The organism is Methanoculleus sp. 10, assembly GCF_913757945.1.
Taxonomy (GTDB): domain Archaea; phylum Halobacteriota; class Methanomicrobia; order Methanomicrobiales; family Methanoculleaceae; genus Methanoculleus.
In genome coordinates this window covers 250853-277139 of sequence record NZ_CAJYDP010000002.1, presented here as the reverse complement: position 1 = coordinate 277139, position 26287 = coordinate 250853, and the positions used below count along the sequence as shown (strand labels likewise).

The following is a 26287-nucleotide window of genomic DNA, read 5'->3' as shown; positions in this document are numbered from 1 at the left end:
TTACCAGTCAGATAAATTTCAGTCCCAAAATCTCCTGTCGCAGATGTAATCTGGAGCTGCTTTGCTGCAACTCCATTGACGAAAAGCGCGGAGAAAATGAGTAGTATGCCAATGAATAGGCATGCTTTGCGCATAGTTGACATATGACTCTCCCTTTCCTCGTTTACCTGTTGTTTTAATAAAGTCTTCTAATTTTAAATAGGTTTTCTTCCAGTTCTCCAGATAATTAGGCTGATTATTAATCCACCTAAGATTGCAGGGGTGCTAATTGGGGTTTTTTGTGCACCTGTGCTCGCTCCAGTTTCGACGGGGGTGATGGAAGTTAGCGGAGTGATCGCAGCTGCCGTATCCATCGCTCCTGCGGTAGAGGATGATGATCCCTGAGACGTCGTAGATGCCGTAGTGGTCGGAGGGCTGGTTACCGCGACGCCCGGTATCGGCTGAACCCCGGTTGAAGCGTCAGGGGTACCTTGTTGCCCCGTGTTCACGCCCGTTCCTGCCGGTGATATGTATCCGGATGCCGGCTGGTATGGGGGCACGGTTGGGGTTGCCGTTGGTGATGCTGGAAGAACCACCTGCGGGTTGGTAACAGAGACCGGCTTCAGATCGCTGTCGTAAAGTTCGATGACCAATATCTCAAAATTCCCCGTTCCGGAATAAGATAGAGTTGCAAGCCGCTTTGGGGCGGTTGTCTCCGTTGTGAAACCAACGATCTTTGCATATCCTTTCTGGTTCTGGATGTTTACCGCTCCCGCATACGGCAGCAGGGGCTCCAATGTCTGGATCTCAGTACCCGGGGAGAAGTTCAACTGGACGTTATAGCCCGATATTGAGACCGGCTTATCCGATTGGAACGATATGTAATGATTACCGTCTTCCGTCTCGATCACAATGGAGTCTGCTAATACCGGATTCACTAACAGTGCTGTTGTGAAAACTATGAAAAAAAAATGACTCATCCTCATTGAAATCACCTAAAGCGGTTGGAAATTGTCATCAGTCAAGCCGACTAGATAGCGGGCGACCATGATAGCATCCGCGTTTCTGACGCTTCCGAGGTCGTCGGTATCCGCATAGAACGCAGCATTGCTATTGAGATCGACATAGCCCACGAGATACCGTGCGATGTAGATCGCATCTGCTGTCTGCACTCTACCGTTGTTATCGACATCACCAAGCCTCCTCCCCTCGAACCCGATGGACACCTGGTCGACATCCGCCGTGTCAATGTTGAACAGTGTCAGGACACTGCCCTCAAGGCTGTATCCACTCGACGGAACTACGAACCATCCGGATGCATTGTGGACCCTGACCACAACGGTATCGTTCAGTTCGACCGTTCCGATGTTCCGGGTGAGGGTCGGGATCTCGACTGATATGGTCGCACGACCGCCGCTGCTGGCAATCGTCGAATTAAACGACTTCATTGCCTTTATCGCTGCGTTCCACCGGTTCGGGCCGGCATCGTCCGTGGTGTCCTCGATCGCCGGGGGCATGACCTGGATCTCGCCCGCCGTGCCCTCCGCCTGCGCGATATACGGGACACGCCTGTCGCTCGCGAAATGCGCCGTGTAGGTGACGCTCTCGAGGGTGTGACGTTCACCGAGGAGTTGATCCATACGGAGTCTTTCTTGATTGCAACCGGGTAGGTGCCCTCAAGCAGCGTGGTGTTCACGCTCGTTCCCGATCCAACGGACCCCCGGTCCACGTAGAACTCCGCCGTCACCGGTGCGTTGGTCTCGTCCACCGCGGCGAGCGTGACGTTGCCGTAGCCCAGCACATAGGTGCTGCCGGTGCCGAGCGCCATCCAGGTGTCGTTGTATATCGGGTAGGCACGCGCTTCGACAGTGATGTTGCCCGAGGTCCCGAACTTCAGCGGGACAAAGAAGGTCCTGGACGTGCCTGCCTGCAAGAACGCTCGGTGCGGACGCATTGTCAGAGCCGGGGTAGATGTAGAGTTTCTTCTCGGTAGCGTTGTACATGTGCGAGATGAACTTCTGTGTGCTGCGTCTGTGAGGTAGCGCCGTATCGGCCCCGGTAGCGTTGCCGGTGAAGTTGACTTCGTTGCTGATCGGGATCTCGATGATCATGGTATTCTGGTCTATGGAGTCATCTTTGGTATTGTCGATGGTAAACTCGACAAAACGCTTGTCTCCTTTCTTCAACGACTCCGGCGCCGGAATGTCGATCTGCGAGTTCAAAGTCGGTCGCGATCGGATCGATGCATGTCGGGGATAGTGTCTTTCGCGAGGCTCTCCGGGACCTGCTCGAAACTGTCGATCGAGACGCTCAGTTTGAGGGGTTCTCCGCTTCTACATCACTCTTGTTGCTGATGATGACCTTTGCAGTGTCGTTCAGCACACCCGGATCCATACAGCGCGTTCAGTTCACCAATCAACAGAGTGTGTTCAAAACCGAACGAGGTCTCGTTGAACTTGATACCGTTGTGCATGACCAGACTGATTTACCATCCAGTCTCTTGATCTCGGCATCCACAGTGAAGACCCACAGGTTTCTCCGGCACGACCCCGGTCAGCGTATTGATGACCGCAGCACTGGTCCGCGTGCTGCCCCATCCACCGGAGTAGGAGCGCCCGGCACGGTTGCCAATCAGGTGGGTGATACCACCGGATAAATTATCAGCGAGCATGCCAGGCCCTGTTGAGGGCAAGGACCGCGCTTGCCGTCGATTCGTAGGTATCCCACCTGCTGGAATCAGACCAATAAATCTCAGACCCGGAGGGAGTAGCCTTAACCTTTTGGAGCAGCTGTTCCTCCAGGGTCTCTAACCCGTTGATCGTAGTGTTGATCGTTGCGGTATCACCAATACCATGGTCGCGTATCGCGACAAGCCCGAGGATTGCATAGGAGAGTGCCTGTGTGTTTTCATTCTGGTACTCATTCGTGTAATCGTGTTTCAGCAGCCAGTCGCAGGACTTCTCAAGCGATGCATTCACCGCTCCCCGCATGGTAAGATTCAGATATCGGTGCTCGTTTGCGAGGTTCTCGGATATGAATCCGGTCCACTCGACGTCATTTGATATGTAGCCCCAGTCGCTCCAGCGCCCTTCATCCTTCTGCTTCCCAATCAACCAGTTCGCGCTCGCGTTGAGGTCGATCTGGTCCATGTTTGCATCGACATTCCAGAACGCGGTATCGTTATCCCTCAGTAACTCGGTGATCACGTAGTTCGGGTAGAACGTATAGAACATCGAGGGGGTTGACCATGTACTTTTACCCCATGCCCATCCGCCGGACCCGTCACCGTACGACTGGTCTGCAAGCTGCTGGGCGTTATAGCCGTTCGGTGGGTTCATGTGGTTGAGCGCGTTCTGCATCGCCGTCTGCACCGTGTTGTTGATCCTGTCGTTCAGAGCGCCACGCTCCTCATAGTACTGCTTCACGCGGAGCGCCGCGAGCGCCGGGCTCATCACCTGCTCCGGACAGCCATGCGGGTACCCGATGAGCGATTCCAGCCCCTGCAGGGTCCTGCCGTCGGCGCCAGCCGAGAGGAGAATCTGCACTTTTCTGTTTTCGGATGGGGTCCGGTTGAAGACCAGGAACTCCATGGTCTTTGACGGTTCGTCCGTGACCAGGGTTGTGTTCATCACCTTGATGTCGACATTGGGCTCCCTGACCCTGATGGTGCCGTTGACGTAAGCGTTCGTACCCCGCGCCTCGAGCGTGATGCTGTAGTTGAAGTCTCCAAGCTCCTTTGGTGTGACGTAGTACCAGGCTACACAGTTCCACTCCGAGTCGTACGCGTACACGGGGTTTTGTGCCGGGTAGTAGTGGTGGAATTCAAATGCGGATCCATCGGCCGGCGTCCCGTCGGGGTACGTGATGGAAAGGGTTGCATTCACCATGCCCGACTGGTTCGCCGTGAAGTACGTTCCGAGCCAGAGATGTTCGTTTTTCAGGACGGACCGGTTATAACCGTACCAGGAATCCCAGTACCACCTGTTCGGACTATCGGTAATCTCCAGCCGGTAGTCGTCGATAGCGATGTTCCGCGAAGCAATGTTATTCTCTGTAGCATTATCGCCGGTGATGGTCGCGCTCAGGAGATAGGTGCCACCAGCGGTCGGCTGCCACGTATCGATGGTGAATGTCCTGCTCGCACGCCCGGTGAGATTGATATCCGGCATCTCCCACAGAGTCATACTCGTGGTCTCGTTTTTCGCGGTCAGATTTGCGGAGACGGTGACGTTGTTTGATTTCAGGTTCTGGATCGTCACCGAGACCGTCTGGTTCTGGCCGGCAGGGCCGGAACGTGGAGCGAAGACGGCAACGGAGGCATCAGTCGTGCTCTTTTGTTCGAACGTGCCGCGGATGATCTCCAGATCGAGGAACGCGCCCCCGGTCGTCTTTACGTATGCACTCCTCTGCGAGTCGAGAACCGAAGTCCTGCCGGAGTCCGTACGTGCCCGCATCTTGAGCGTCGCGATTTTGGTATTGCTCTCAAGCGGCGACGTCAGGTTCTTCGCTTTTCCGATGAGCGTAACCCTCCCATAGGAACTTTCAACGTCGACTCCATCGAGCACATCCGATGTTCCGTTGTAATAACAGACCGTCGGGTCGTATTTCACGGGTAGCTGGAACTCCGTAACGGGCGCCGTGCTCGATATGTTTGTGATCCAGATTGCTACCTCAGTATCATCCTCATCGCTCGAGCCGTAGACTGTCGGGAAGGCGACCGTCACCGCAGTGGATCCAATGGATTCAGTAAGGCTATTGTTGTCATAGTCCTCCTCCGCCTCTGCCCGGTTGGCGTTGACCTTGACACAGTACGTCGTGAACGCACGACCGACAGTGACGTCGACCGTCGTCGTCCACCTCTCGCCCGGCTCCAGCTGCGGTACGGAGTAGACCGTCGGAGCCCCTCCATCTACTGAGAAATTCAGGGTGGTCGGGACGGCGAAGACCTTGCCGATGTTCTCTGCCCCGAACGTCACCCTCCAGGTGCCGGGGGCATGTGACGTCTCAAGGATGGTTGTGTTGCCTGACGATGGTCCACCGACAAACTCCATCCCCCAGACCGGGACCAGATCCGGACGGGTGACCGTTACGTTTGCCTCTACGTCGTTGTTATCCTTATCGATCTCGTCAACGATGTTACCGACATCAACCTGGATCTTGATGGTGTACGGATCGTCTCCGTCCTTTGTCACACCGACGTCCCCGCCCGTGGTGACATCATACCACCTCTCATGCCCCTGGCCGCCGCTCATCTCGTAGTCCGTACCTCCCACATGGTCGGGCTTGACGTGCATCGTCACGTGATAGGTGATGTTTTCCCCCGGAGCAATGCCGCCCGAGACAGGGAACTCTGCCTCTTTCGACAAGAATGTCCCACGGATATCGAAATTCTCGGTGACGGCCTTAGTGCCGATGTTCTCGATGATCATCGTCTGGGTGAAGTGCAGGCTGCCGTCGGCATACTTCTTCACGTAATCGGGCCAGGGAACAAGGGTAACATTTAGGTCCGCCTTCTTCGGAACATTGATGGAGATCTGCCCGTTCTCAAGCGAAGCGGGCGGGTAAACGATGGAGACGTTCTCCCCGGGAATTGTGTATGCAGTCCCAAAGATGTTCACCGGGGTCCGGCCCGACGTGGCGTTTGCCCTCACCGTGAGGTCGAGAAGAGGGGTCCACGATGCCGTGTTCAGGTTCGTCAGGTTCCCGATACCAGCTTCCAGGTATCCAACCGGCTCGTAATAGTGTGAACTATACTGGCAATCATCAAGCGTCACACCTGCGTCCCGTGCGGCTTCATTCAGGGATACCGACGTGACATTTATTATGGTTGAGTTCCACTTAGCCCAGACATACGCTCCTCCTGCGTTGTTCAGGGACCGGACCATGAGGGGAAGCACTTTCTGCGACCCGACGTCGATGGTGCCCGACGGGGCTTTGAACTCGCCGAGGACCGGATACCTGCCGCCGCCGTTGGTTACGATCCGGCCAGGGGTCTGGAGATCGAAGAATTGTGTCGACTCGTTCTCATCCTGGTATGTACAATGGTAGTAGAAATCGAGATCGCCGGTGCCGGTAAGATTGGTCGGCCGGAACGTGATATCAACTACATCGGTGTAACCCGTGGCGGTAAGGCCGCCCGGGATCTCCAGTGCCACCCACATCATGTTCATGTGGGGATGCTGCTGTAATTCCAGGCGTACCTCCTCGGGCACGGACTCAAGAGCGGTTGGCTCAGACTCGTAGATGCCGTTATTGGCGAAGGCCCCGGTTATCACCGCCCCCGGCAGCGCCGGCGCGATATCGTCGATGATGAGGTGCGACCCATCATACATCAGCTCGAACCAGATCTGGGTTGCACCGGTGAGATTGTCCACGCCGACGGCAAAGGTTCTGGACTCACCGTAGGCCAGCGTGCCGGAGGGGGCCTTGATCGTCGAGGGGTTCCTGACCGCTATCAAGCCATCATCATAAACCCCAGCAAAATCCACCGGCGTGAACTCCTCACCCTGGCTGTACGTCGGAGTACCAGAAAACTCCATTGCCGATTTCCCTTCGTTCGCGGTGGAACGGAACGTGATATCGACAAGCGGGGTTAACGGCCATGTCTCGTTGACGGTTATGCCCTCCGTGTTCGTGACGGCCACCTGCACCCATCCATCTTCGTTATTGCGGTTTATTGCAGTAACGTTGGAACCCGGGATTGCACTGCTGGCCGAGACACTCTCGACCGACAACAGGGTGCTGTTAAATGTCAGGTTAAAATGAACCCCCTGAGCGTCCGTCAGACCGCCGACGGCAACCGGGAAGACCCCGGACGAGCCCGGGGGCAAGAGTCCCCCGTGGGGATGCCCCGGGGCGACGATATCTGCAGCACCCGCGGCCGTAACCAGCATGCAGAGTGCAAAGAACAATACTGTCAGTGAATACTTCTTCATAGGTATCAACCTCTCTACGAGAACCGTTTGCGCATTTCTCCGTTCGTGCTTCGACTCACAAGTCGCTTCAGGCGCCTGTTCTTCGCCGCTTTTTTCGGGAAGATCCATCAGGCCGTCTTACCCGCTACCCGTCGATTGCAGCCATTCGGGATGCGGCGTAGCCCGGACCCGGCTCATCGCTCTTCTGCGCCAGCCTTGCTCAAACAGGCTATGCAGGAAATTGTCCTATTCTGAGTATTTAAATCTATTCAATTTTTTTCAGGCTATAATATCCACGTTTTGAAAAAAAGATCTCTTTCGAATAGAGCTTAACATATCGTCGTGAAAAAATGTAACGTCTCCCTACTCCTGAAGATAAACGTCACACGAGCGATAGAAATTCCCGGCAAAAAAAGAGATGCCGCGGGGCTGCATACACCGTAATCCATCAGGAGCGGCGATACAGCAGAAGCGCGATGCCTGAGAGCCCCGCTGTAACAACAGTCCCCGTACAGAAGCCCGGAGCTGCCTTCGGAGTGGCGGGCGATTGCGTACCCTCTGCAGCTACACCCCGGGATGCGGCAGGGGGGGGTTCGACGGTATCGTTCGGAGATACCGGCAGCACGGTGGTTGCCCGGGGGACGGTTGCGGTGACCGCAGGGGTCGCAGTACTCCCGGGGGTCGGGGTCGCTATAGAAGCGCTGGATGAGGAGGAAGAGCCCCCTGAGCTGGAAGACGACGTAACGGTCTCCGCCGGCGTCACGGTCTCCAGGGAGACTATGTTTCCGCTCTCGACGACATCAAAGGTCTTCGTCACAAAGTGCGTATCGCTCCACCGGGGTTCCCGGAGGGTCACGGTGCCCCCGCCGGGCCCGACGCGGGTGAGCCGGATGACAGCAAGAGAGGCCGGCTCTGCGGCGGAGATCCCTTCAGTGTTGGGGACGGCCACCTTCGCATACCCCGCGTCGTTGTCGATCCTGGGTATTACGTTCGACCCCGGGATCTCGCTGCTTGCGGTGATGTTCTCAATACGGACGATGTCTTTGTCGTAGGACAGTTCAAACGACACGCCTGTCGCCGCCGTGATCCCGGAGATGATGACGGGAAGGTCGGCGGTGCCCTCAAAGGAGCCTTCCGGGATTGCGATCCGGGTTTCCGCGCTCACGGTTCCAGCCAGCATACATACCGTCAGGCAGAATACTATAAGGGTGGGAAATCTCATTATCGACCTCGTTGAGGTTCTTTTTTGATTTTATGTGCTATTATACTTGTGTTTTGTGTGTACAGAGAGCCTGTTGGCTGTAATACGACGGATTGTTCAGGTAACGGAAAACGGTGGTGATATGACGAATCGGGGAGAGATCACTCCCGGCGGCCGGGTACGGATCCGGAAGTTCGGGTACAACGGCCCCCCGCAACACGGGGGAAACCCGCTGCCGGGATTGTTGCGCAGGAGGGAGGGGGTCGGGGATACCCTTCCCCTCACAGCGCCCCAATCTTCCCGACGAAGAAGTAGGCGATCTTTGCGGCGTCGCCGATGTCGACTGCGCCGTTCCCGTTGAAGTCGGCGGCAAGATCTTCTGGCTCCTTCCCGACGACCATGTAGGCCACCCGGGCGACGTCGCTGATGTCGACGATGCCGTCGCCTGTGACGTCGCCCTTCGGAGCCGTGACGGTGATGTAGCCGGGTCGGGAGAGCATGGCGGAGCCGGTTCCGGTGCTGACCGTCAGGTTCACGGTGTAGTTCCCCGGCGCCCCGTAGGTGTGGACCGGGTTCTGCTCCGTCGAGGTGTTCCCGTCGCCGAAGGACCAGGACCAGACTGTGATCTCACCGGTCGAAGCGTCGGTAAACCGCACCGCGAGCGGCGCGGGGCCGACAGTGACGTCCGCGCTGAAGTTCGCCACCGGTGGAGGAGCCATTACCGTGATATAATCGGTCTTACTCTCAGTGCTGCTGCCGCCGGCATTGGTTGCAGTCAGGCTCACGGTATAGATACCGGGGGCGGTGTAGGTGTGGGTCGGGTGCTGCTCCGTCGAGGTGTTCCCGTCGCCGAAGGACCAGGACCAGGCGGTGATCTCACCGGTCGAGGTGTCGGTAAACCGCGCCGCGAGCGGCGCGGTGCCGCTCGTGACGTCCGCGGTGAAGTTTGCCGCCGGCGCCGACACCGGGACGGCCCGCTGATAGAGGCTGGTGATGATGTGCTCGTTCTGGATACACGTCCACTCACAGGGGGTCGCCGAGGAGAATGCAACGCTGTTGACGCTCTGCGGGAGGAGTTCCGCAGGAAGGGTCACTGCGGTTCCCGCGGGCGCGACCGCCGATGTCGAGTTCCGGACTTCCCAGACCGCACAGGCCGGGGCATAGGCCACCGGCCGGAGGGGATCGACTTCCACTGCACAGGAGAGGGTATACTGCCGGCCGGTCTCCACCCGGAAACGGTCGACCATGAAATGGACTCCTGCACGCCCTTCACTGAGGCCGCGGAGAGGGAGGTCGGTCGAGATCGTGCCCGGGACAAATGCAGATCCGACGTCGGTAGTATTGGTGCATTCGATCCTGCCCCAGAGGTTGTCGAGATCGACGGTATCAAAGGTGATGTTCAGGGTGACCTGCTGCACGCCCGCTTCGGTGAAGACGGTCCTGTTGCAGGAGCGTTCCAGCGTCACGCCAGATGTCCGGTCTGCAGTCGCCGATGTCGCTGCCGAGGTCGATGACCCAGTACCCGGGTTGATCGCGGCCGGAGAGCGGATAGTCCAGGTCACTCGCGTCCCGTTGATCTCCGCGCACGTCCCGGAGCTGACGCTGACGATCTCCGGCGCATCGAGGACAAACACGAGGTCGCCGAGGATACTCTCCTGGTTTTCCCGGGGGTTGTGAACACCTGTGTAGTACGTCAGGCTGCAGGGAGATGTGCCGCTTGCAATACTGTCGTTCGATGTACCCCGGTTGTAATTGACGTTGAAGATGAGTTCGGCGCTTGGGAGCGGTTTCTGCACCTGGATGTAGTGCTCCTTTCTCATCGTGTCCTCCGCATGGCCGTTTGATACCGTGAGCGCGACGGTGTAGTTGCCGGGGGTGATGTAGGTATGAACGGGGTCCCGCTCACTGGAGGTGTTCCCATCCCCGAAGTCCCATGACCACGCGGTGATCTCACCGGTCGAGGTGTCGGTGAACCGGACGGCGAGGGGAGCGGTGCCTGAAGTCCTGTTTGCCGTAAAGTTTGCAACAGGCGCTGCAGTTTGAGAATACCTTGCCCGAATGGTCACCGGGACATACCCCGTACTCTTCGTCAGGGATGCCGATGCGACCTCCTTCATGTCGTACTCCGACCCGGCTGCACTCAGGGTGAAGGCGATATCCGCCGGGAGTGTCGCGGGATCCCACGCGAGCAGGGCATCATCATTTGTCGAGCGGACCTGTAGCGTCCAGACGTGTTCCGGGTTATCAGCATTCAGGATGTATCGGATGTCGCCATAGAGTTGTTTAAACATGCCCTGTGCAATCTGGAAATACACATCAGGCGACTCCGGATCCGGTGAAGCCGGGGGGGCGAGCAGGTCAAGACCCTGATCGTAACCGTCGCTCCCGTTTTCGTCCGTCCCGAACGTCACAGTCTGCACAAAGGTCCCGGAGGTAACCGTTATGTTCTCGCGCCAGACGGGCGGTGCTGTCTCGACGGTGATGGCGTCCTCCTTAACTATGGAGTCCTCACCTTCTGCGTTCCGCACCGTCAGGCGAACGGTGTAAACACCGGCGGTTGTGTAGGTGTGAACGGGGTTCTGCTCCGTCGAGGTGTTCCCATCACCGAAGTCCCAGGCCCATGTGGTCGGGTTGCCGGTCGAGGTGTCGGTGAACCGGACGGCGAGGGGAGCGGTGCCCGAGGTCCTGTTTGCCGTAAAGTTTGCAACAGGCGCTGCAGTCGGAGGATACCTTGCCCGAATTGTTACCGGGACATACCCCGTACTCTTCGTCAGAGATACCGATGTGACCTCCTTCATGTCGTACTCCGACCCGGCTGCACTCAGGATGAAGGTAACGTCCGCCGGGAGTGTCGCGGGATCCCACGCGAGCAGGGCATCATCATTTGTCGAGCGGACCTGTAGCGTCCAGACATGTTCCGGGTTATCAGCATTCAGGATGTATCGGATGTCGCCATAGAGTTGTTTAAACATGCCCTGTGCAATCTGGAAATACACATTAGGCGACTCCGGATCCGGTGAAGCCGGGGGGGCGAGCAGGTCAAGACCCTGATCGTAACCGTCGCTCCCGTTTTCGTTCGTCCCAAACGTCACAGTCTGCACAAAGGTCCCGGAGGTAACCGTTATGTTCTCAAGCCAGGAATCCTCCGGCAGAGCGCTTGCTCCTCCGGTAAGCACACAGAGGGCAATGCAGAACATCAAGATTTTTCTCTGAATCATGGTAACACACCTATCTCATCTGCTGATCTCTCAGGGTGAATATCAGTGCACCTACACCAAGAAGGGTCAGAAGCGCCCCGAACCCGGGCGCCTGGTTCGCCTCCGCCGGACGAGGGGCCTGATGCCTCTCTGGTGTGAGGTCTGAGGTATTCCGAACTGGAATGTCCGGCGTAAGGGTAGCAGGCGGTAGGGGCATGCTTCCCTGGACCTGGTCGGGCGCCGCCGTGGGGAGTGGCGATGCCGTCGGAGCGGCCGCTGGCGGTGTTTCCGACACTGTAGAGCCAGATGACGAAGAATCACCACCGGGGCCGCCCGCCGGCCCGGAAGAGGCTGGACTCTGGGCCCCTTGAATGGATATCCTGTACTCCCCGGAGCTGAGGGAGTGGTGGCCGGACTCGGTTAAGGAGAACCGGTCTTCACCGAGGGTCATCGTAAGAGGGACCGGGGCGGCGTTCCAGGCAATATCGATCTCCCCCCCGGAGGCTACGTAGATGCTCCAGGAGTGCGTGGCCCTGATCTCGGTCCGCAACATCTCGAAGAGACCGTTCCCGACAAGGTGGGCAGAGAACGATGACGACGGTGGCGGCGGGGGGAGAGGGATATCCATCCCCGCGTCGAACCCGTCGGAGGCCCCGTCTTCGGAGCCGAGCGTCAGGACTTCAGTTCTGCCCTCTGACGAGAGAGAGATATCTGTCGTCCAGGCGGTTGCCGGAGTACCCAACATCAACAGCAGTCCAAGCCCGGCAAGGGCGATGGCAGTCCGGTTCATGGTAATCCCTGTGGCCATAAAAAACTCAGGGGAGGGTGATGGTGCAGTCCCGGGTCACCGCACCCCAGTATCCTTCACCCGGCTGCAGCTCGGTAATCGGGACATAGCCCTTCGTCTGTGGATTGTATCCATACACAAACGCCATCGCCCACGACCCTGCGGGGGTTATCGCGATACCGTCAAAGGCGTTTCGACCGGCCGTGCTTCCGATCAGGTTCCACCCCTGCTTGAGCTGGGCCGTGACCGGGATGACCGGCGTTCCGGTCACCGTGACGGTACAGTTACGGGCCGAAGCGATCCAGTAGGCCTCGCCGGGCACAAGCGCCGTGACCCCGGACACGGTTTCATAGCCCTTCGTCGATGGGTTGTAGCCGTAGATCGCGAGGATAGCGCCCTCCGGGATGGTATACGCTGCATTGCTGAAGGGCGTGGAGACCAGGTTCCAGCCCTCCTGCAGGGAAAGATCCATCTGCCGGGCGATGCTGGCCGAGATATTGACGTTGTAACTCCCTGCCGGGAGGGTGGTACCGTTCGTCGTCTTCATCGCGATGGTATTCATCCCGTCGTCCCAGGTCAGGGAGAGAACGCTCTCGGCAAGGAGCGTCGTATTCCACGCAACCTGCACCGGCTCGTCGGAGCGGATGCAGAGCGTCCAGATCTCTTCGGGGTTGGTGTCATCGACCGGGGGCTTGTAGTCGGCGGAGAGCTGTCCGAATGTCGGGTCAGTGCAGGTGAAGTAGGCCGACTCACTGGTTCCTGGAGGTTCCGGAGGCGCGGGAAGATCCAGCTCTGCATCAAATCCACGGGTAGCGGATTCCGCCGAGCCCAGGATCACTGTCCGGTTAAACGTTCCGCTGGTGATGCTCAGGGGGACGTCCCAGAGGATGCCCTGCCCGGGTGCCCGGGAGACCGTGATGTAGCCGGCCCGGGTCGTGGTGTTCGAACCGGCAGCGTTCGTCACGGTCAGGCTGACGTTGTAGGTGCCCGGCGCGGTGTAGGTGTGGATGGGGTGCTGCTCCAGCGAGAATGAACCGTCGCCGAAGGACCAGAACCAGTTGGTGGGACTACCGGTTGATGTGTCGGTGAACCGGACGGTGAGGGGAGAGGGGCCGGAGGTGACGTTCGCGGTGAAGGCGGCGACGGGAGGGGTTGCATTCCTGATGATCTCAAACGATACAATGTTCGAGTTGTATCCCTTTCCGGCAAAGTCGCTCGCCGACGGCCAGACAGCCCTTGCGGTATAGGTTCCGGGATCGGTATCGTTTAAGGAGATCCCGCGGGCGTATACCGTTGAAGCGTTGACGGGAATGCCCCTCAGGTCCACACCACCAAACCGCATCAGTCTCCCGCCGCCGGGCATCGTGACCTCGATATCCATAGCGATGGCCGCCGGGGTTGTGTGGAGACCTCCAAGGTTGTTCTCCAGCGCGAAATCGAGAACGGCGTTGCGGGTGAGGGAGGTGCCGTCGACGGAGGTGTTCGTGCCGCCCAGGAGAATATCCAGCCCGGTGCACGGCTCCCGGATCTCAACCCAGGGTCTGCCGCCGAGAATCCCGTCACCTCCCCAGGCGTAGTAGCGCCCGGAGGTCAGGTTCCCCCCGGCTACCGGATCGAAGGAGCGGCAGTCGGGCACGTAGAGGACTGCATCCACGGCGCCGGCCGAGAAGTTGCTGTAGTGGACCAGCCGCTGCACGCTGCCGAGGCAGGTGAGGTTCAGGCCCTCTTCACCGAAGTACAGCGTGTTCCCGCTCTGGATGCCCTTGTAAAGGCCGCCGGCGTCGCGGTACCGGATAGGATCGGGAGTGTCGGGATACAGCACCTGGAACTCGCCGGGGAGCGGCCGGGCGGCAGATGTGATGTCTCTACCACCATCACCATCGAGATAATCTATCGTGATGTTCAGCGGGCTGATGTCGCCGGGCTCCCCGGTTGCTCTCAGCGTCACGGTGCAGATGAGCACGTCTCCGCTCTGGCCGTAGCCGGAATTGGAGTAGTAGACTAGACGTACCTTTCCGTTCGTGTTGTTGATATTTGAAGCACCGCTCCAGGGCGACGCAAAATGCACGGCATCCACCGTCACGACGGCGGGATCGTAGGTCATGTCGAGACCTCCCGCACTGACGTCCGATGCGTTGCGGATGGTCAGTAGTGCCTGCGTGGTCTGTCCCTTTGCCGCCCCGACGTCGCCGAGACCGATCTGCATGGCGTCGACGGGCATGGCGTCGAGGATGATCAGCCCGTTCTCAAGCGACGCGGGTGGGTAAGCGATGGAGACATTCTCACGAGGGATCGTACTCGAGCTCCCGGAGATATTCACCGGGATCCGGCCCGACGTGGCGTTTGCCCTCACCGTGAGGTCGAGAAGAGGGGTCCATGACGCCGTGTTCAGCCTCGTCAGGTTCCCGACATAGGCATACAGATACCCGACCGAGATGTTGTCATACACATAAGAATAGACATCACCCCCCTCAAGTGTCACACCTGCGTCCCGTGCGGTTGCACTCAGGGATAGCGATGTGGCATTTATTACGGTTGAGTTCCACTCAGCCCAGACATACGCTTCTTCTGCGTTGTTCAGGGACCGGACCATGAGGGGAAGCACTTTCTGCGAGCCGGTATCAACAGTGCCCGATGGGGCTTTGAACTCGCCGAGGACCGGATAACTGCCGCCGCCGTTCGTTACGATCTGGCCCGGGACCTGGAGATCGAAGAGTTGTGTCGACTCATTTTCATCCTGGTACGTACAATGGTAGTAGAAATCGAGATCGCCGGTACCGGTAAGATTGGTCGGCCGGAACGTGATATCAACGACATCAGTGTAACCCGTGGTTGTAAGGCCACCCGGGATCTCCAGCTCCACCCACACCAAGTTTGAACCATGGTACTGCTGCAGATTCAGGCGTACCTCCTCGGGCACGGACTCAAGAGCTGTCGGTTCAAACTCGTAGATGCCATTATTGGCGAAGGCCCCGGTTATCACCGCGCTCGGCAGTGTCGGCGCGATATCGTCGATGACGAGGTGCGACCCATCATACATCAGCTCGAACCAGATCTGCGTTGCACCGGTGAGATTGTTCACGCCGACGGCAAAGGTTCTGGACTCACCGTAGGCCAGCGTGCCGGAGGGGGCCCGGATCGTTGCAGGATCTCCAACCTTAATCCTTCCGAAGTTGGTCCAAAATTCCTCCGGCATGAAATCCCCGCCCTGACTGTACGTCGGAGTACCCGCAAACTCTATTGCCGACGCCCCTTCGTTCGTGGTGGAACGGAACGTGATATCAACCAGCGGGGTTAACGGCCATGTCTCGTTGACGGTTATGCCCTCTGGGTTCGTGACGGCCACCTGTACCCATCCGCCTTCGTTATCGATGTTTGCGGTAACGTTGGAACCCGTGATTGCACTACTGGCCGAGACGCTCTCGACCGACAGCAGGGTGCCATCAAACGTCAGGTTAAAATGAACCCCCTGGGCATCCGTCAGACCGACGGCGGAGACCGGGAAGACCCCGGTCGATTCGGGCGCTAGTACTCCTCCCGGCGCCTCGATCCATGCAGCACCCGCAGCCGTAACCAGCATGCAGAGTGCAAAGAACAATACTGACAGTGAATACTTCTTCACAGGTATCAACCTCTCTACGAGAGCCGCTCGCGCATCTCTCCATATCTGCTTCGGCTCACAAATCTCTTCAGGCGTCTGTTCTCCGCCGTTTTCGTATGAAAATTCCCCCCCTTTTTCATCCGGTATGCCTGTGGCCCCAGGGGCATCATGTAGTTTTTTGGAAAGATCCGCCAGAGCGTCTTACCCGCTACCCGGCGATTGCAGCCATTCGGGATGCGGCGTGGTCCGGACCCGGCTCATCGCTCTTCTGCATCAAGCCTTGCTCAAACAGGCTATGCAGGAATGGTTCTATCCTGAATATTTAAATCTATTCAATTTTTTCAGGCTATACTGTCCACGTTTCGGAAAAAAGATCTCTTTCAAATGAAACTTACTCACATTGTGGACCTTCCCTCGCCCTCCCTGGCTCTTTTCTCTTCCGTCACCCAAACCGCGGCCGGGATACTGTTTTCCACTCCCTCTCCGGAGGTAGCACCCGGAACGTTGCAGCTCAGTATCTCCTCTCCCTCTCGTCGAAACCGCCCTGAAAACCTGCCTCCTCAAGCGCTTTCGTTCTTCACCCTTCCGGCAAGACTCCCCGGTGTACACTTTAAGATCACCGATGGCGCATGTCAATGGTGGAGTAAAAAGGTTCAGGGAAGGGTGATGGTGCAATCCCGGGTCACCGCACCCCAGTATCCTTCGCCCGGCTGCAGCTCGGTAATCGGGACATAACTCTTCGTCTGTGGATTGTATCCATACACAAACGCCATCGCCCACGACCCTGCGGGGGTTATCGCGATACCGTCAAAGGCGTTTCGACCGGCCGTACTTCCGATCAGGTTCCACCCCTGCTTGAGCTGTGCCGTGACCGGGATGACCGGCGTTCCGGTCATCGTGACGGTACAGTTACGGGCCGAAGCGATCCAGTATGCCTTGCCGGGCACAAGCGCCGTGACCCCGGACACGGTTTCATAGCCCTTCGTCGATGGGTTGTAGCCGTAGATCGCGAGTATAGCGCCCTCCGGGACAGTATACGCTGCATTGTTGAAGGGCGTGGAGACCAGGTTCCAGCCCCCCTTCAGGGGAAGGTCCATCTGCCGGGCGGTGCTGGCAGAGATATTGACGTTGTAACTCCCGGCAGGGAGGGTGGTACCGTTCGTCGTCTTCATCGCGATGGTATTCATCCCGTCGTCCCAGGTCAGGGAGAGAACGCTCTCGGCAAGGAGCGTCGTATTCCACGCAACCTGCACCGGCTCGTCGGAGCGGATGAAGAGCGTCCAGAACGCTTCGGGGTTGGTGTCATCGACCGGGGGCTTGTAGTCGGCGGCGAGCTGTCCGAATGTCGGGTCAGTGCAGGTGAAGTAGGCCGACTCACTGGTTCCTGGAGGTTCCGGAGGCGCGGGAAGATCCAGTTCTGCATCGAATCCACGGGTAGCGGATTCCGCCGAGCCCAGGATCACTGTCCGGTTAAACGTTCCGCTGGTGATGCTCAGGGGGACGTCCCAGAGGATGCCCTGCCCGGGTGCCCGGGAGACCGTGATGTAGCCGGCCCGGGTCGTGGTGTTTGAGCCGCCTGCGCTTGTAACGGTCAGGCTTACAGTATAGGTGCCCGGCGCGGTGTAGGTGTGGATGAGGTGCCGTTCGGTGGAGGTCGCGCCGTCACCGAAGGTCCAGGACCATGTGGTCGGGTCGCCTGTGGAGAGATCAGTGAACTGTACCGGAAGAGGAGCGGTGCCGGAGGTAGCGTTCGCGGTGAAGCTTGCGACCGGAGTGGGTTCGTTGACGGTCACCGTTGCAGTCGAGATCGTGAAGGGTATCGAGTTGCAGGAGTAAGCCTTCAGGACGCTACACTCCCTGTCCGGGATGGTGACGAGGGAACTGCTGCCGGGCGAACCGATGGCAGTGAATTTCAGTGTGCAGAGAGTCAGACTTCCATTCACTGCTCTTGAGAGGATACCGGCAAGGTGAGCTTCTCCGGCAGTGACGTTCCAGACCCCAGATTCCGGGAAGGTGATATTGTTCTCTGGAATCAGATCGAGTACAGCAGGGTCCCATCTCACCGTGATATCATAGGAGCCGACATTTTCCGCGTCGACGAGTGTGATGTCGATCGTTGCCTGCTCTCCGGCAGGAATCGCCCGGGTACCGGGAACGACAGCGATATCGACGCTGCCCGAATCCGTTCCGGAAACGCGGGGTGTCAGGGTATCACGCATTATGAGATAGTGTGCGATAATCTGCGCATCCCCGACATCGAGGAGATCGTTCCGATGCAGGTCGCCCTGCATGAGGGCAAGGGGCTCGGTGATGTTTCGCAGCCCCACAACATGGTGAAGGATTCTAAGTGCATCCGCGAGCCCCACTCTGCCATCGAAATCTACGTCGCCGTACTGGAGGACTGCAATCGGGTCCGTTTGAGTGAGTGTGTTCGAGCCTTCGCTGTTGCTGACGGTGAGATTAACGTAATACATTCCCGCCGCTGTATAGGTGTGGATAGGGTGCTGCTCGGTTGAGGCGCTGCCGTCCCCGAAGTCCCAGAACCATGCGGTCGGATCGCCGGTTGAGGTATCGGTGAACTGCACTGTGAGCGGGGCGGTGCCACCTGCTGGAGTGCCGATGAAATTGGCTACCGGTGCAGTCGCCGAACTGCTGGTCATGAACATCGTATCAGCACCGCAAACCGTTCCGGCACTGTTGGAGGCTACTGCACGGTAGTGATACGTTGTCCCGGGCGAGAGCCCTGTGAATGCCTGGCTGAACGTGCCGGTCGAACTCTTTGTCTGAGTGCCTGTCGTAGAGCCGTACAATTTCGTGGTGCCATATTCGAAGTAAACTGTGCACGAAGACGCTCCACCCATCGACGAGAGGTAGCCGTTCAGGATGGCTGATGAGGAGTCGACCGAGGTCGCCGGGCTTGTGCTGACCGAGGGCTCTGCTGGAGTCGGTAATCTCGAAGTAACTTTAAATAATCCTCGTGATGGTTCACCCAGTCCCATATCGGAGTAGGAATATTTCACCGGTTGTGCGATCTCGTTTGTGTATGTCCCATAGTCCTTGTGATAGCACCCTTCCTTTCCAAACGGATCGTTTACATAGTACGAGATTTCCCCGTTACTCTCAATCTCGTATCCAGTAATTACAGCATAGTGACCACTACTTGTGAGATAAGTTCTTGCAATTAACGGAGAGTTGTTGTCTATTTCATCGATAACTATCGTCTTACCCTGTTCTGCTGTGGGGCTTGCTATAAATTCAACCTCTAAATCATGAAGTTTCAAATACGATTCCAGCCCGTCAGCTACTCCAGTCACTGATCCTGTCCATATGTAACCCCATGCACCTTTTCCTGTAGCCCATCCAATATTGGGGATATATTCTTTGGATTCGGTTGAAAATGCTGTATTTCCATACTGATATTCTCTAGAGACGTATTTTCCATAATCGCTCACATGAGCAGGGGGTTTTGATCCGTAGGAAATACTTGATATCTGTATCGGATCTTTTTCGATTAAACCGTGGTATGCCAGTACCATTACCGCTGATGTTGGTGCGCAAGCCCAGCAGCCTATAAAGTCATCTGCTGTATCATACACTTGATGAATATACGGAACGTTTAGCTTAACGCGGGTGGATGGTGTGGTTGCAGAAGTTATAATATAATTTTGTAACAGTGACTGATCTCCGTTGAAGACATCCAAATCCACAGTCCCTTCGATTCCCGAAACCTGACCTTTATCACTATATTGCCAAAAAGCCCAGTTCGTCCATATTCCAGTGTCTGGACTTAAACTCGGATCATACTTCCAATGCGCGATCCAAAGATCATTTTGATTTATGTCTCGATTTAAGTAATTAGTTGCATAATTTGGATTCACATAGATTATCGGATATACACCTGTTTTGGCGTGAACTGTAGAAACCCAGGTTTTCACCCATTCAGAAAGCGCTTCTTTTCCCAGAGAGTCATCGCCGTATTCCAGGTCCAATGCAGGTCTGAGATAGCCTTGGGAGATGTAGTCCCCTGCGATGTCGACAAAATAATTCGCCTCATCAGTAGCACTGTTCCCTAAATCCGGCCTGGCAAAGTGGTATGCCCCAACAAGCATTCCGTTTGCTGATGCCCCGTTCATATTTGTTATAAATTTTGGATCCGTGAATCCGTTACCTTCTGTCGCCTTAACAAACGCAAATGATTTGCCGGAGTTGTGGACACTATTCCAGTTTATCTCTCCTTGCCAGTGCGAAACATCAATGCCAAACGTCCTGTCATTGCCAGATGTAAGGATGAGGTAAGCGTCACACCCTCCCGAACTGGTGGTCTTGGAGAACGAGTTCCCGGCACCGTCGGAACCGGTCACCTGAACATTTGACAGCAACGAACCACTCGTACTGCCATCGTGGATGTATAGAGTCAGGGTCACGTCCTGAACGGTGGCGGTGAGGTAGGCATGTTTCTCGCAGGCGGCGGTGATACTCTGACTCCACGAATTGAAATTATAGCCACTCTTCGAGGCGGTGAACGACCAGGTACCGGGTTTCCCGGTAATCGTCACATACCCTCCCTGAACTGGTGGTCTTGGAGAACGAGTTCCCGGCACCGTCGGAACCGGTCACCTGAACATTTGACAGCAACGAACCACTCGTACTGCCATCGTGGATGTATAGAGTCAGGGTCACGTCCTGAACGGTGGCGGTGTCGAAGGCATGTAAGTTCTCGCAGGCGGCGGTGATACTCTGACTCACGAATTGGGCATGTTTCTCGCAGGCGGCGGTGATACTCTGACTCCACGAGTTGAAATTATAGCCACTCTTCGAGGCGGTGAACGACCAGGTACCGGGTTTCCCGGTAATCGTCACGATACCCTCCCGAACTGGTGGTCTTGGAGAACGAGTTCCCGGCACCGTCGGAACCGGTCACCTGAACATTTGGCAGCAACGAACCACTCGTACTGCCATCGTGGATGTATAGAGTCAGGGTCACGTCCTGAACGGTGGCGGTGAGGTAGGCATGTTTCTCGCAGGCGGCGGTGATACTCTGACTCCACGAGTTGAAATTATAGCCACTCTTCGAGGCGGTGAACGACCAGGTACCGGGTTTCCCGGTAATCGTCATCGAACTGGTGGTCAGAACATTCCACCGTCGGAACCGGTCACCTGAACTTTGGTGGTCGTGGATGGAGAGGGTCACGTCCTGAACGGTGGCCCGGCACCGGTGGATACGGTCACCTGAACATTTCGAGGCAACGAACGAACCACTCCCTCCTGAACTGGTGGTCTTGCCATCGTGGATGTGGATGTATAGAGTCAGGGTCACGTCCTGAACGGTGGCGGTGAGGTAGGCATGTTTCTCGCAGGCGGCGGTGATACTCTGACTCCACGAATTGAAATTATAGCCACTCTTCGAGGCGGTGAACGACCAGGTACCGGGTTTCCCGGTAATCGTCACATACCCTCCCGAACTGGTGGTCTTGGAGAACGAGTTCCCGGCACCGTCGGAACCGGTCACCTGAACATTTGACAGCAACGAACCACTCGTACTGCCATCGTGCACATAAAGGGTGAGAGTAACATACGCTGACTGAATTTGTGAGGCCTCAACAGATATAACTGTGGGATTAACAAGAGAGGAACCCGTAGTGTTGTCACTCGTACCTATGTCCATCGCCGTTACGGGCAGCGGCAACGCTACCAGTGCAAAAAGCACCACAAGGAAGACTACCTGCTTCATCATCACACATCCTTGATGCCGACCCGTTCTGGAGCTCCTGCTTGCCGGAGAGGAGAGAGTGGATCTTGACGCAGACGGTGTCGAAAATCCCGATCGGTTCCGGGATCGTGCTGATTATCGGTGACGGTCGGTGAATACTTCTCGTTCGGGGAAGTCAGTCTTTCACGATGCCGGATCGGCTATCTGACTATGCACGATACTGATCTCCGGGCAGGGAAAAACGTTTCCCTTTTATCACTGGAGCGACAAACCCGTTTGACCAAAACCGCCCTTATGAAATGACTTTTCGCTCGTAAGGGGGCACCGGGAAACCCCGCCGAACCCCCGGGCCGGCTCCACTCCACCGCCCCGCCTGCGCGCGCTGCCTGCGGGACAGCCTGTCCGGGAACGCACCGCTTCTCGGCATTGCTTGAAAATAGAAGAGATTCCATCGGCGCCAGGTTAAGGCCAGGGCCCCCCTCTTCATCAGTTGAGCCTGTGGCCGAACGCGGCCTCACGGGTGTTTTCCGGGAGATCAGCTTCTTCCCCCCTCACAGCGCTTCAACCTTCCCGACGAAGTAGTAGGCGATCTTTGCCGCATCCCCGATATCGACCTTCCCGTTCCCGTTGAAGTCGGCGGCAAGGTCGACCGCCGTCTTCCCGACGACCATGCAGGCCACCCGGGCGACGTCGCCGATATCGACCTCACCGTCCCCGCCGAAGTCGCCCTTCGGAGCCGTGACGGTGATGTAGTCCGGTCTGAAGAGCGTGGCGGAGCCATCTGTGTTGCTGACCGTGAGGTTCACGGTGTAGGTCCCCGGCGCTCCGTAGGTGTGGACCGGATTCCGCTCACTGGAGGTGTTCCCGTCGCCGAAGGACCAGTTCCATGCCGTCGGGTTGCCGGTCGAAGCGTCGGTAAACCGCACCGCGAGCGGGGCGATGCCATTTTGCGGTTCGGCCGTGAATGCCGTGACAGGCAACCCTGTTCCCCCGATGACCGAGTAGCCGCTCATCGCCTTGTCGGGAGTGAGGGCGTTCGTCCAGGCGACCATATCATCGCCGTTGTTGGAGTTTCTGCAGTATCCGTAGACGCTGAAGGCGGCAAACGACTTCAGGTTCTCGAAGGTATAGTTGATCCTGACCGCACCGCGGTTCTCAAGGGTCTCGTTCGGCCGGAGGACACCGGCATCAAGATCGATGAACACAAGGCGGAAGGTGTTCTCTGTGTCATTCATGTTCTGGCCTGCATAGAGGGGGTACTCCACCTCGTTCCCGGTCGGCTTCCAGATCTGCGGGCCGTAGATGAAGTCTTCTTTCGTGAAGGTCTCGTTGAGGGAGACTGACTGGTAGGTCACATTGTCGAGGGAGGGTGCCTGGTTCCGCAAGGGGTCCGGCGTCCAGGTGTAGCCGTCTGCTGTGACATGGAGCCTGAAATCGTCAGGGATTGTCCCGTTGACGGCGACCATGAGGATGATATCGTCCTCGTAGCCCTTTCCGCCGGAATCAGTGGCATAGATGGTGCCGCTCTGGTCCCCGGATACCGTCACCTGCCCAAAGTTCACCGCCGGGTCGGTGGAGATATGGAGGGCGTTGAGACCACGGTTGATGCCTTCAAACCTGATGTTATAGGTGTTATTGCCAAAAGCGTTGTACTTCGCGCCGGCGTCGTTTGCAACCTTCACAAAGATGTGGTTGTACCCGGGGAGAACGGAAGGCCCGGCCGGCTCGGTTGCGGTGATGAAGTCCGTCTTCACCGCCGAGTCGCTCCCGACGTCATTGGCGACCGTCAGGTTGACGGTGTAGGTACCCGGCGTTCTGTAGGTGTGGACCGGGTTCTGCTCGGTCGAGGTCGCGCCGTCACCGAAGAACCAGTTCCATGAAGTCAGGTTCCCGGTCGAGGCGTCGGTGAACCGCACCGCGAGCGGCGCCGGGCCGGCGGTGGCGTTCGCGGTAAAGCCGGCTGTCGGACCCGGTTCGCCCCTCAGTGTGACAGAGGCAGTTCCATACACGGCATCGGCCAGATCGTCCCTGGCGCCGGGCAGCGCGACGGCATAAACGGTGAAGGTGCCGCCGCCGGGGGGGAGGCCGCAGGCACCGGTATCCCACCGGTATTCCCACGTATCGTCCAGTTCAACCTCCACCCGTGTAAACGTGCCGGCGTCTTCGGTTACGCCGGGTATGGCTACGTCATCGAGTCTCACGCCGTTCGCGGCAAGCCCCGGTCCCGTAACGAAGAGGTATGTCGTCGCACTGTCGGTATTTGTACCCGAGAAGATTATTTCTCCACCGGTAGAGTACACCCCGGTGCCGGCTGCCACGATGGTGACTGCCCCCTGCTCCACGCTCACCGGGAGAGTGGCAGACCGTGAAGCATCGGCCCAGTCGATCACCTCGATGGTGTACGTCCCGGCCCTGGTTGAGGTGTTCGTATCAAACCGGACCGGGCGGCTGCCGAGCGATGTGGTGGTGACGTTTGCACATGACGCAGCGGTCGCGTTCGCCACCACCAGCGGGCCGCAGGTACCGGTGCTGCTCACTCCGGGCTGCCCGGGTGCGATCGAGGGATATTCCGGCGGCGAGGTGCCGTTGACAGCCAGAATGTAGATGAAATACGCATGATCGCTCTCACCGCTGACGGTCACCGTGACGCTGTCGCCGCGCACGACGGCATCCTTATTCGCGGTGAGGGTGAGGGGGACCGTGATGGTAAATCCCTGCTGAAGCACGGCGGTCTGCCCATCGGGATTCTCAACGACCACGTCCCAGGGGCCTGCCGCACATCCGGTGAGATCGAGCGTGCAGGCGATCTGTGACGGGGATACTACGGAAACCCCCGTGGCCGCGATGTCCGGCTGCCCCGTGCGGGTGAGTTTTACAACCGCGCCGTCCCGGAAGCCCGTCCCGGAGAGGTTGGCGACCTGCACGATCCGGTAGCCGTGGTCCGGGGCGATGCCGGTGACGGAGAGAGTTGTAGGAACCGTTGTGAACCCCTTCAGGCACGGACTGTAGTTCTCATACTCATCGGCCAGGTCCTTCCACGCTCCGTTGATATGCACGTAGCCTTCGCCGGGCTCTGCTGCAGCCTTACTCGAGTAGTCGGGCACCGGACGTTCGACCGGGATCGGGTACTCATAACCCGGCGTGGTCAGGTTCATCACAATCGAGAACGTCCGGCCGGCAGAGAGGGCGACCGGGTTCTCAAGCGGGATTGTGCGGTACCCGGCATCGTCGATCATCCCGGTCTGGAACGCGGCCGGGCCTGAGGCGTTGATCGGACCTGCTACAGGATCGAGGTAGACATACAGTTCGTACGGGGAGTCACATTGCCCCGTATAGAGGCTCACCGCACGGAGCTCTTCGTCGGCACCAGCGGTAAAGACGGCGGCAAACCACCCCGCCTTACTCCCGGTGCCGATACTCCCAGCCCACCCGAGCGGATCGTGCTGGTAGACGGCATCGTAGGTGCCGGTATCTTCTGCGATAAAGACTGTGTTGTCAACCCCCATCTTTGAGTCGCAGTAGGAGATGAAGAAATACCCCTCGTCACCGAATTCCGTGCCCCAGCTGTTCTTGATGATCCAGGCGCCTCCTTCCGGGGGAACGGAAGCAAACAGACTCCTGTCGTATGTGTCGTTCCATCCGACGACGGTCACGGCATGGTTCGGCTCCTCCGTGCCGTCATAATAGTAGCCGGCAGTCTCAGGGTTGTAGTAGGGATAACTCTCATTCACATTCACGTACATGCTGGTGTACACCGCCCCATGCTCCATGATGGCCCGTTTGAGCGCTGCAACTTCGTTCGGGCCGATCAGGTCGGGAAGGAAGAGGACGTTCTGGACGTGCTTCTCAGGGACGAGATTGGTCGGGGATACATCCGATGCGTCATCATAAGGGTCGTCTTCCTCGTTCACCGGCCCGGTCCAGCGGGCAAGGTATGCGGTTGCTATAAGGTGGTCCCCGCCATCGGCAGAGTCAAACCCTTCCGGATAACCGGCGGAGCAGAGGTTCTTCATGTGATTCTCCGCAAAATCCCGTGTTTCTCCGGGAAGGAGAGATGATTCGAGCGAAGCGATGGCCGAAAATGCCCAGCACGAGCCGGCGTGACCCTGGTCCTTCACCGGGGTCACTCTCCCCTGCGAGCGAAGGTCGTATGCCGCCGGGAGAGTCTCCTGCGCCGACATAGGAGCAGAGCGTGACTTGCTGGCCCTGATGTGGGAGAGATCAAGGGGCGGGGGAATCAGCCCGGACGGATGCATGCCCCCATCCTCAGATGAGGCCAGCATGGTTTCTCCCGCAGTTTCCTGGTATGCGAGGAAATCCGGATTGATCGGCGCAACTGAGACGGCAATGCTGTTCTGTCCTCCTGTCGCGGCCGCCGGCACGGCAAGCGCTATGCCGGCAATGAGAGCAACGACCACGACGATCTGTATTCGGGTGACCATGCACATAAGGAATCTCCGCTGAGACGGTGCCGCACGACCCTTCCGGACGCCCTGGAAGTGCGGCAACGGCATGAAGCTATTTTAGCATCCTCTATTTACACATTCCGTTCTGGAAAATGCGTTACCAGGCCCATAAACAGATAATTTTGCCCGACCGAAGGTATTCTCTTCATTCCGGGGAAGAGAACCCGGGACGGTTTCCTGAGGAACCCGTCCGGAACATCCGGCTCGTCGCGGCCGGAGACGAGAGCAGCGGCCTGAACGAGCAGCGCGCACCATGCCGGGGCTCCTGTTCCGGTTCGAACGAACCGGAGCGGCTCAAAGGCCTCCGATCTTCTCAAGCGCCATCCTCGGCCGATCGCACCCGGGAGCTCTTTCTGTTTCCTGAATTCCTGTCGGAACGGCAATCGCTCCCCGCAGGGCGATAGCCGGAGAGAAACAGGACGGGAGATGGAG

12 protein-coding genes are annotated in these 26287 nt (G+C 57.9%); all 12 read right to left on the bottom strand.

Going from position 1 to position 26287, the window contains the following annotated elements; translation table 11 throughout:
* Positions 1–194: 194 nt before the first annotated feature.
* Positions 195–965: a hypothetical protein gene (locus QZ408_RS03105; RefSeq protein WP_292489699.1), complete on the bottom strand. Its 771-nt coding sequence runs from the start codon at positions 963–965 to the stop codon at positions 195–197.
* Positions 966–974: 9 nt separating this feature from the next.
* A complete protein-coding gene (locus QZ408_RS03100) occupies positions 975–1496 on the bottom strand; it encodes a dockerin type I repeat-containing protein (protein WP_292489697.1) in 522 nt (173 codons plus the stop codon).
* The gene (locus QZ408_RS03095; RefSeq protein ID WP_292489694.1) at positions 1433–1933 is read right to left on the bottom strand and encodes a hypothetical protein; all 501 of its coding nucleotides are present in this window, start codon (positions 1931–1933) and stop codon (positions 1433–1435) included. Before QZ408_RS03095 ends, QZ408_RS03100 begins: the two co-directional genes overlap by 64 nt.
* Positions 1934–2639: 706 nt before the next feature.
* Positions 2640–6914 carry a hypothetical protein gene (locus QZ408_RS03090; RefSeq protein ID WP_292489692.1) on the bottom strand — a complete coding sequence of 1425 codons (4275 nt, stop codon included), beginning with the start codon at positions 6912–6914 and terminating at the stop codon, positions 2640–2642.
* Positions 6915–7341: 427 nt separating this feature from the next.
* Complete coding sequence (locus QZ408_RS03085; protein ID WP_292489690.1) at positions 7342–8073, bottom strand: hypothetical protein; 732 nt, start codon at positions 8071–8073, stop codon at positions 7342–7344.
* 302 nt (positions 8074–8375) lie between these two features.
* Positions 8376–11270 (bottom strand): PKD domain-containing protein, encoded by a 2895-nt coding sequence (locus tag QZ408_RS03080; protein ID WP_292489688.1) that lies wholly within the window; start codon positions 11268–11270, stop codon positions 8376–8378.
* Positions 11271–11322: 52 nt separating this feature from the next.
* Positions 11323–12081 carry a hypothetical protein gene (locus QZ408_RS03075; RefSeq protein WP_292489686.1) on the bottom strand — a complete coding sequence of 253 codons (759 nt, stop codon included), beginning with the start codon at positions 12079–12081 and terminating at the stop codon, positions 11323–11325.
* Positions 12082–12106: 25 nt separating this feature from the next.
* Positions 12107–15700: a PKD domain-containing protein gene (locus QZ408_RS03070; protein ID WP_292489683.1), complete on the bottom strand. Its 3594-nt coding sequence runs from the start codon at positions 15698–15700 to the stop codon at positions 12107–12109.
* 632 nt (positions 15701–16332) lie between these two features.
* Positions 16333–20235 (bottom strand): GH25 family lysozyme, encoded by a 3903-nt coding sequence (locus QZ408_RS03065; RefSeq protein ID WP_292489682.1) that lies wholly within the window; start codon positions 20233–20235, stop codon positions 16333–16335.
* Positions 20177–20425: a hypothetical protein gene (locus QZ408_RS03060; protein WP_292489680.1), complete on the bottom strand. Its 249-nt coding sequence runs from the start codon at positions 20423–20425 to the stop codon at positions 20177–20179. Before QZ408_RS03060 ends, QZ408_RS03065 begins: the two co-directional genes overlap by 59 nt.
* 55 nt (positions 20426–20480) lie before the next feature.
* Positions 20481–21206 (bottom strand): hypothetical protein, encoded by a 726-nt coding sequence (locus QZ408_RS03055; protein WP_292489678.1) that lies wholly within the window; start codon positions 21204–21206, stop codon positions 20481–20483.
* A gap of 734 nt (positions 21207–21940) precedes the next feature.
* Positions 21941–25831, bottom strand: coding sequence for a lectin like domain-containing protein (locus tag QZ408_RS03050; protein ID WP_292489676.1), 3891 nt, complete (start codon positions 25829–25831; stop codon positions 21941–21943).
* Between the last annotated feature and the right edge of the window lie 456 nt (positions 25832–26287).

Coding starts and splice junctions, on each gene's coding strand:
- QZ408_RS03105 (WP_292489699.1), bottom strand. CDS start 965: ATGAGGATGAGTCATTTTTTTTTCATAGTTTTCACAACAGCACTGTTA.
- QZ408_RS03100 (WP_292489697.1), bottom strand. CDS start 1,496: ATGCCCCCGGCGATCGAGGACACCACGGACGATGCCGGCCCGAACCGG.
- QZ408_RS03095 (WP_292489694.1), bottom strand. CDS start 1,933: ATGCGTCCGCACCGAGCGTTCTTGCAGGCAGGCACGTCCAGGACCTTC.
- QZ408_RS03090 (WP_292489692.1), bottom strand. CDS start 6,914: ATGAAGAAGTATTCACTGACAGTATTGTTCTTTGCACTCTGCATGCTG.
- QZ408_RS03085 (WP_292489690.1), bottom strand. CDS start 8,073: ATGCTGGCTGGAACCGTGAGCGCGGAAACCCGGATCGCAATCCCGGAA.
- QZ408_RS03075 (WP_292489686.1), bottom strand. CDS start 12,081: ATGAACCGGACTGCCATCGCCCTTGCCGGGCTTGGACTGCTGTTGATG.
- QZ408_RS03050 (WP_292489676.1), bottom strand. CDS start 25,831: ATGGTCACCCGAATACAGATCGTCGTGGTCGTTGCTCTCATTGCCGGC.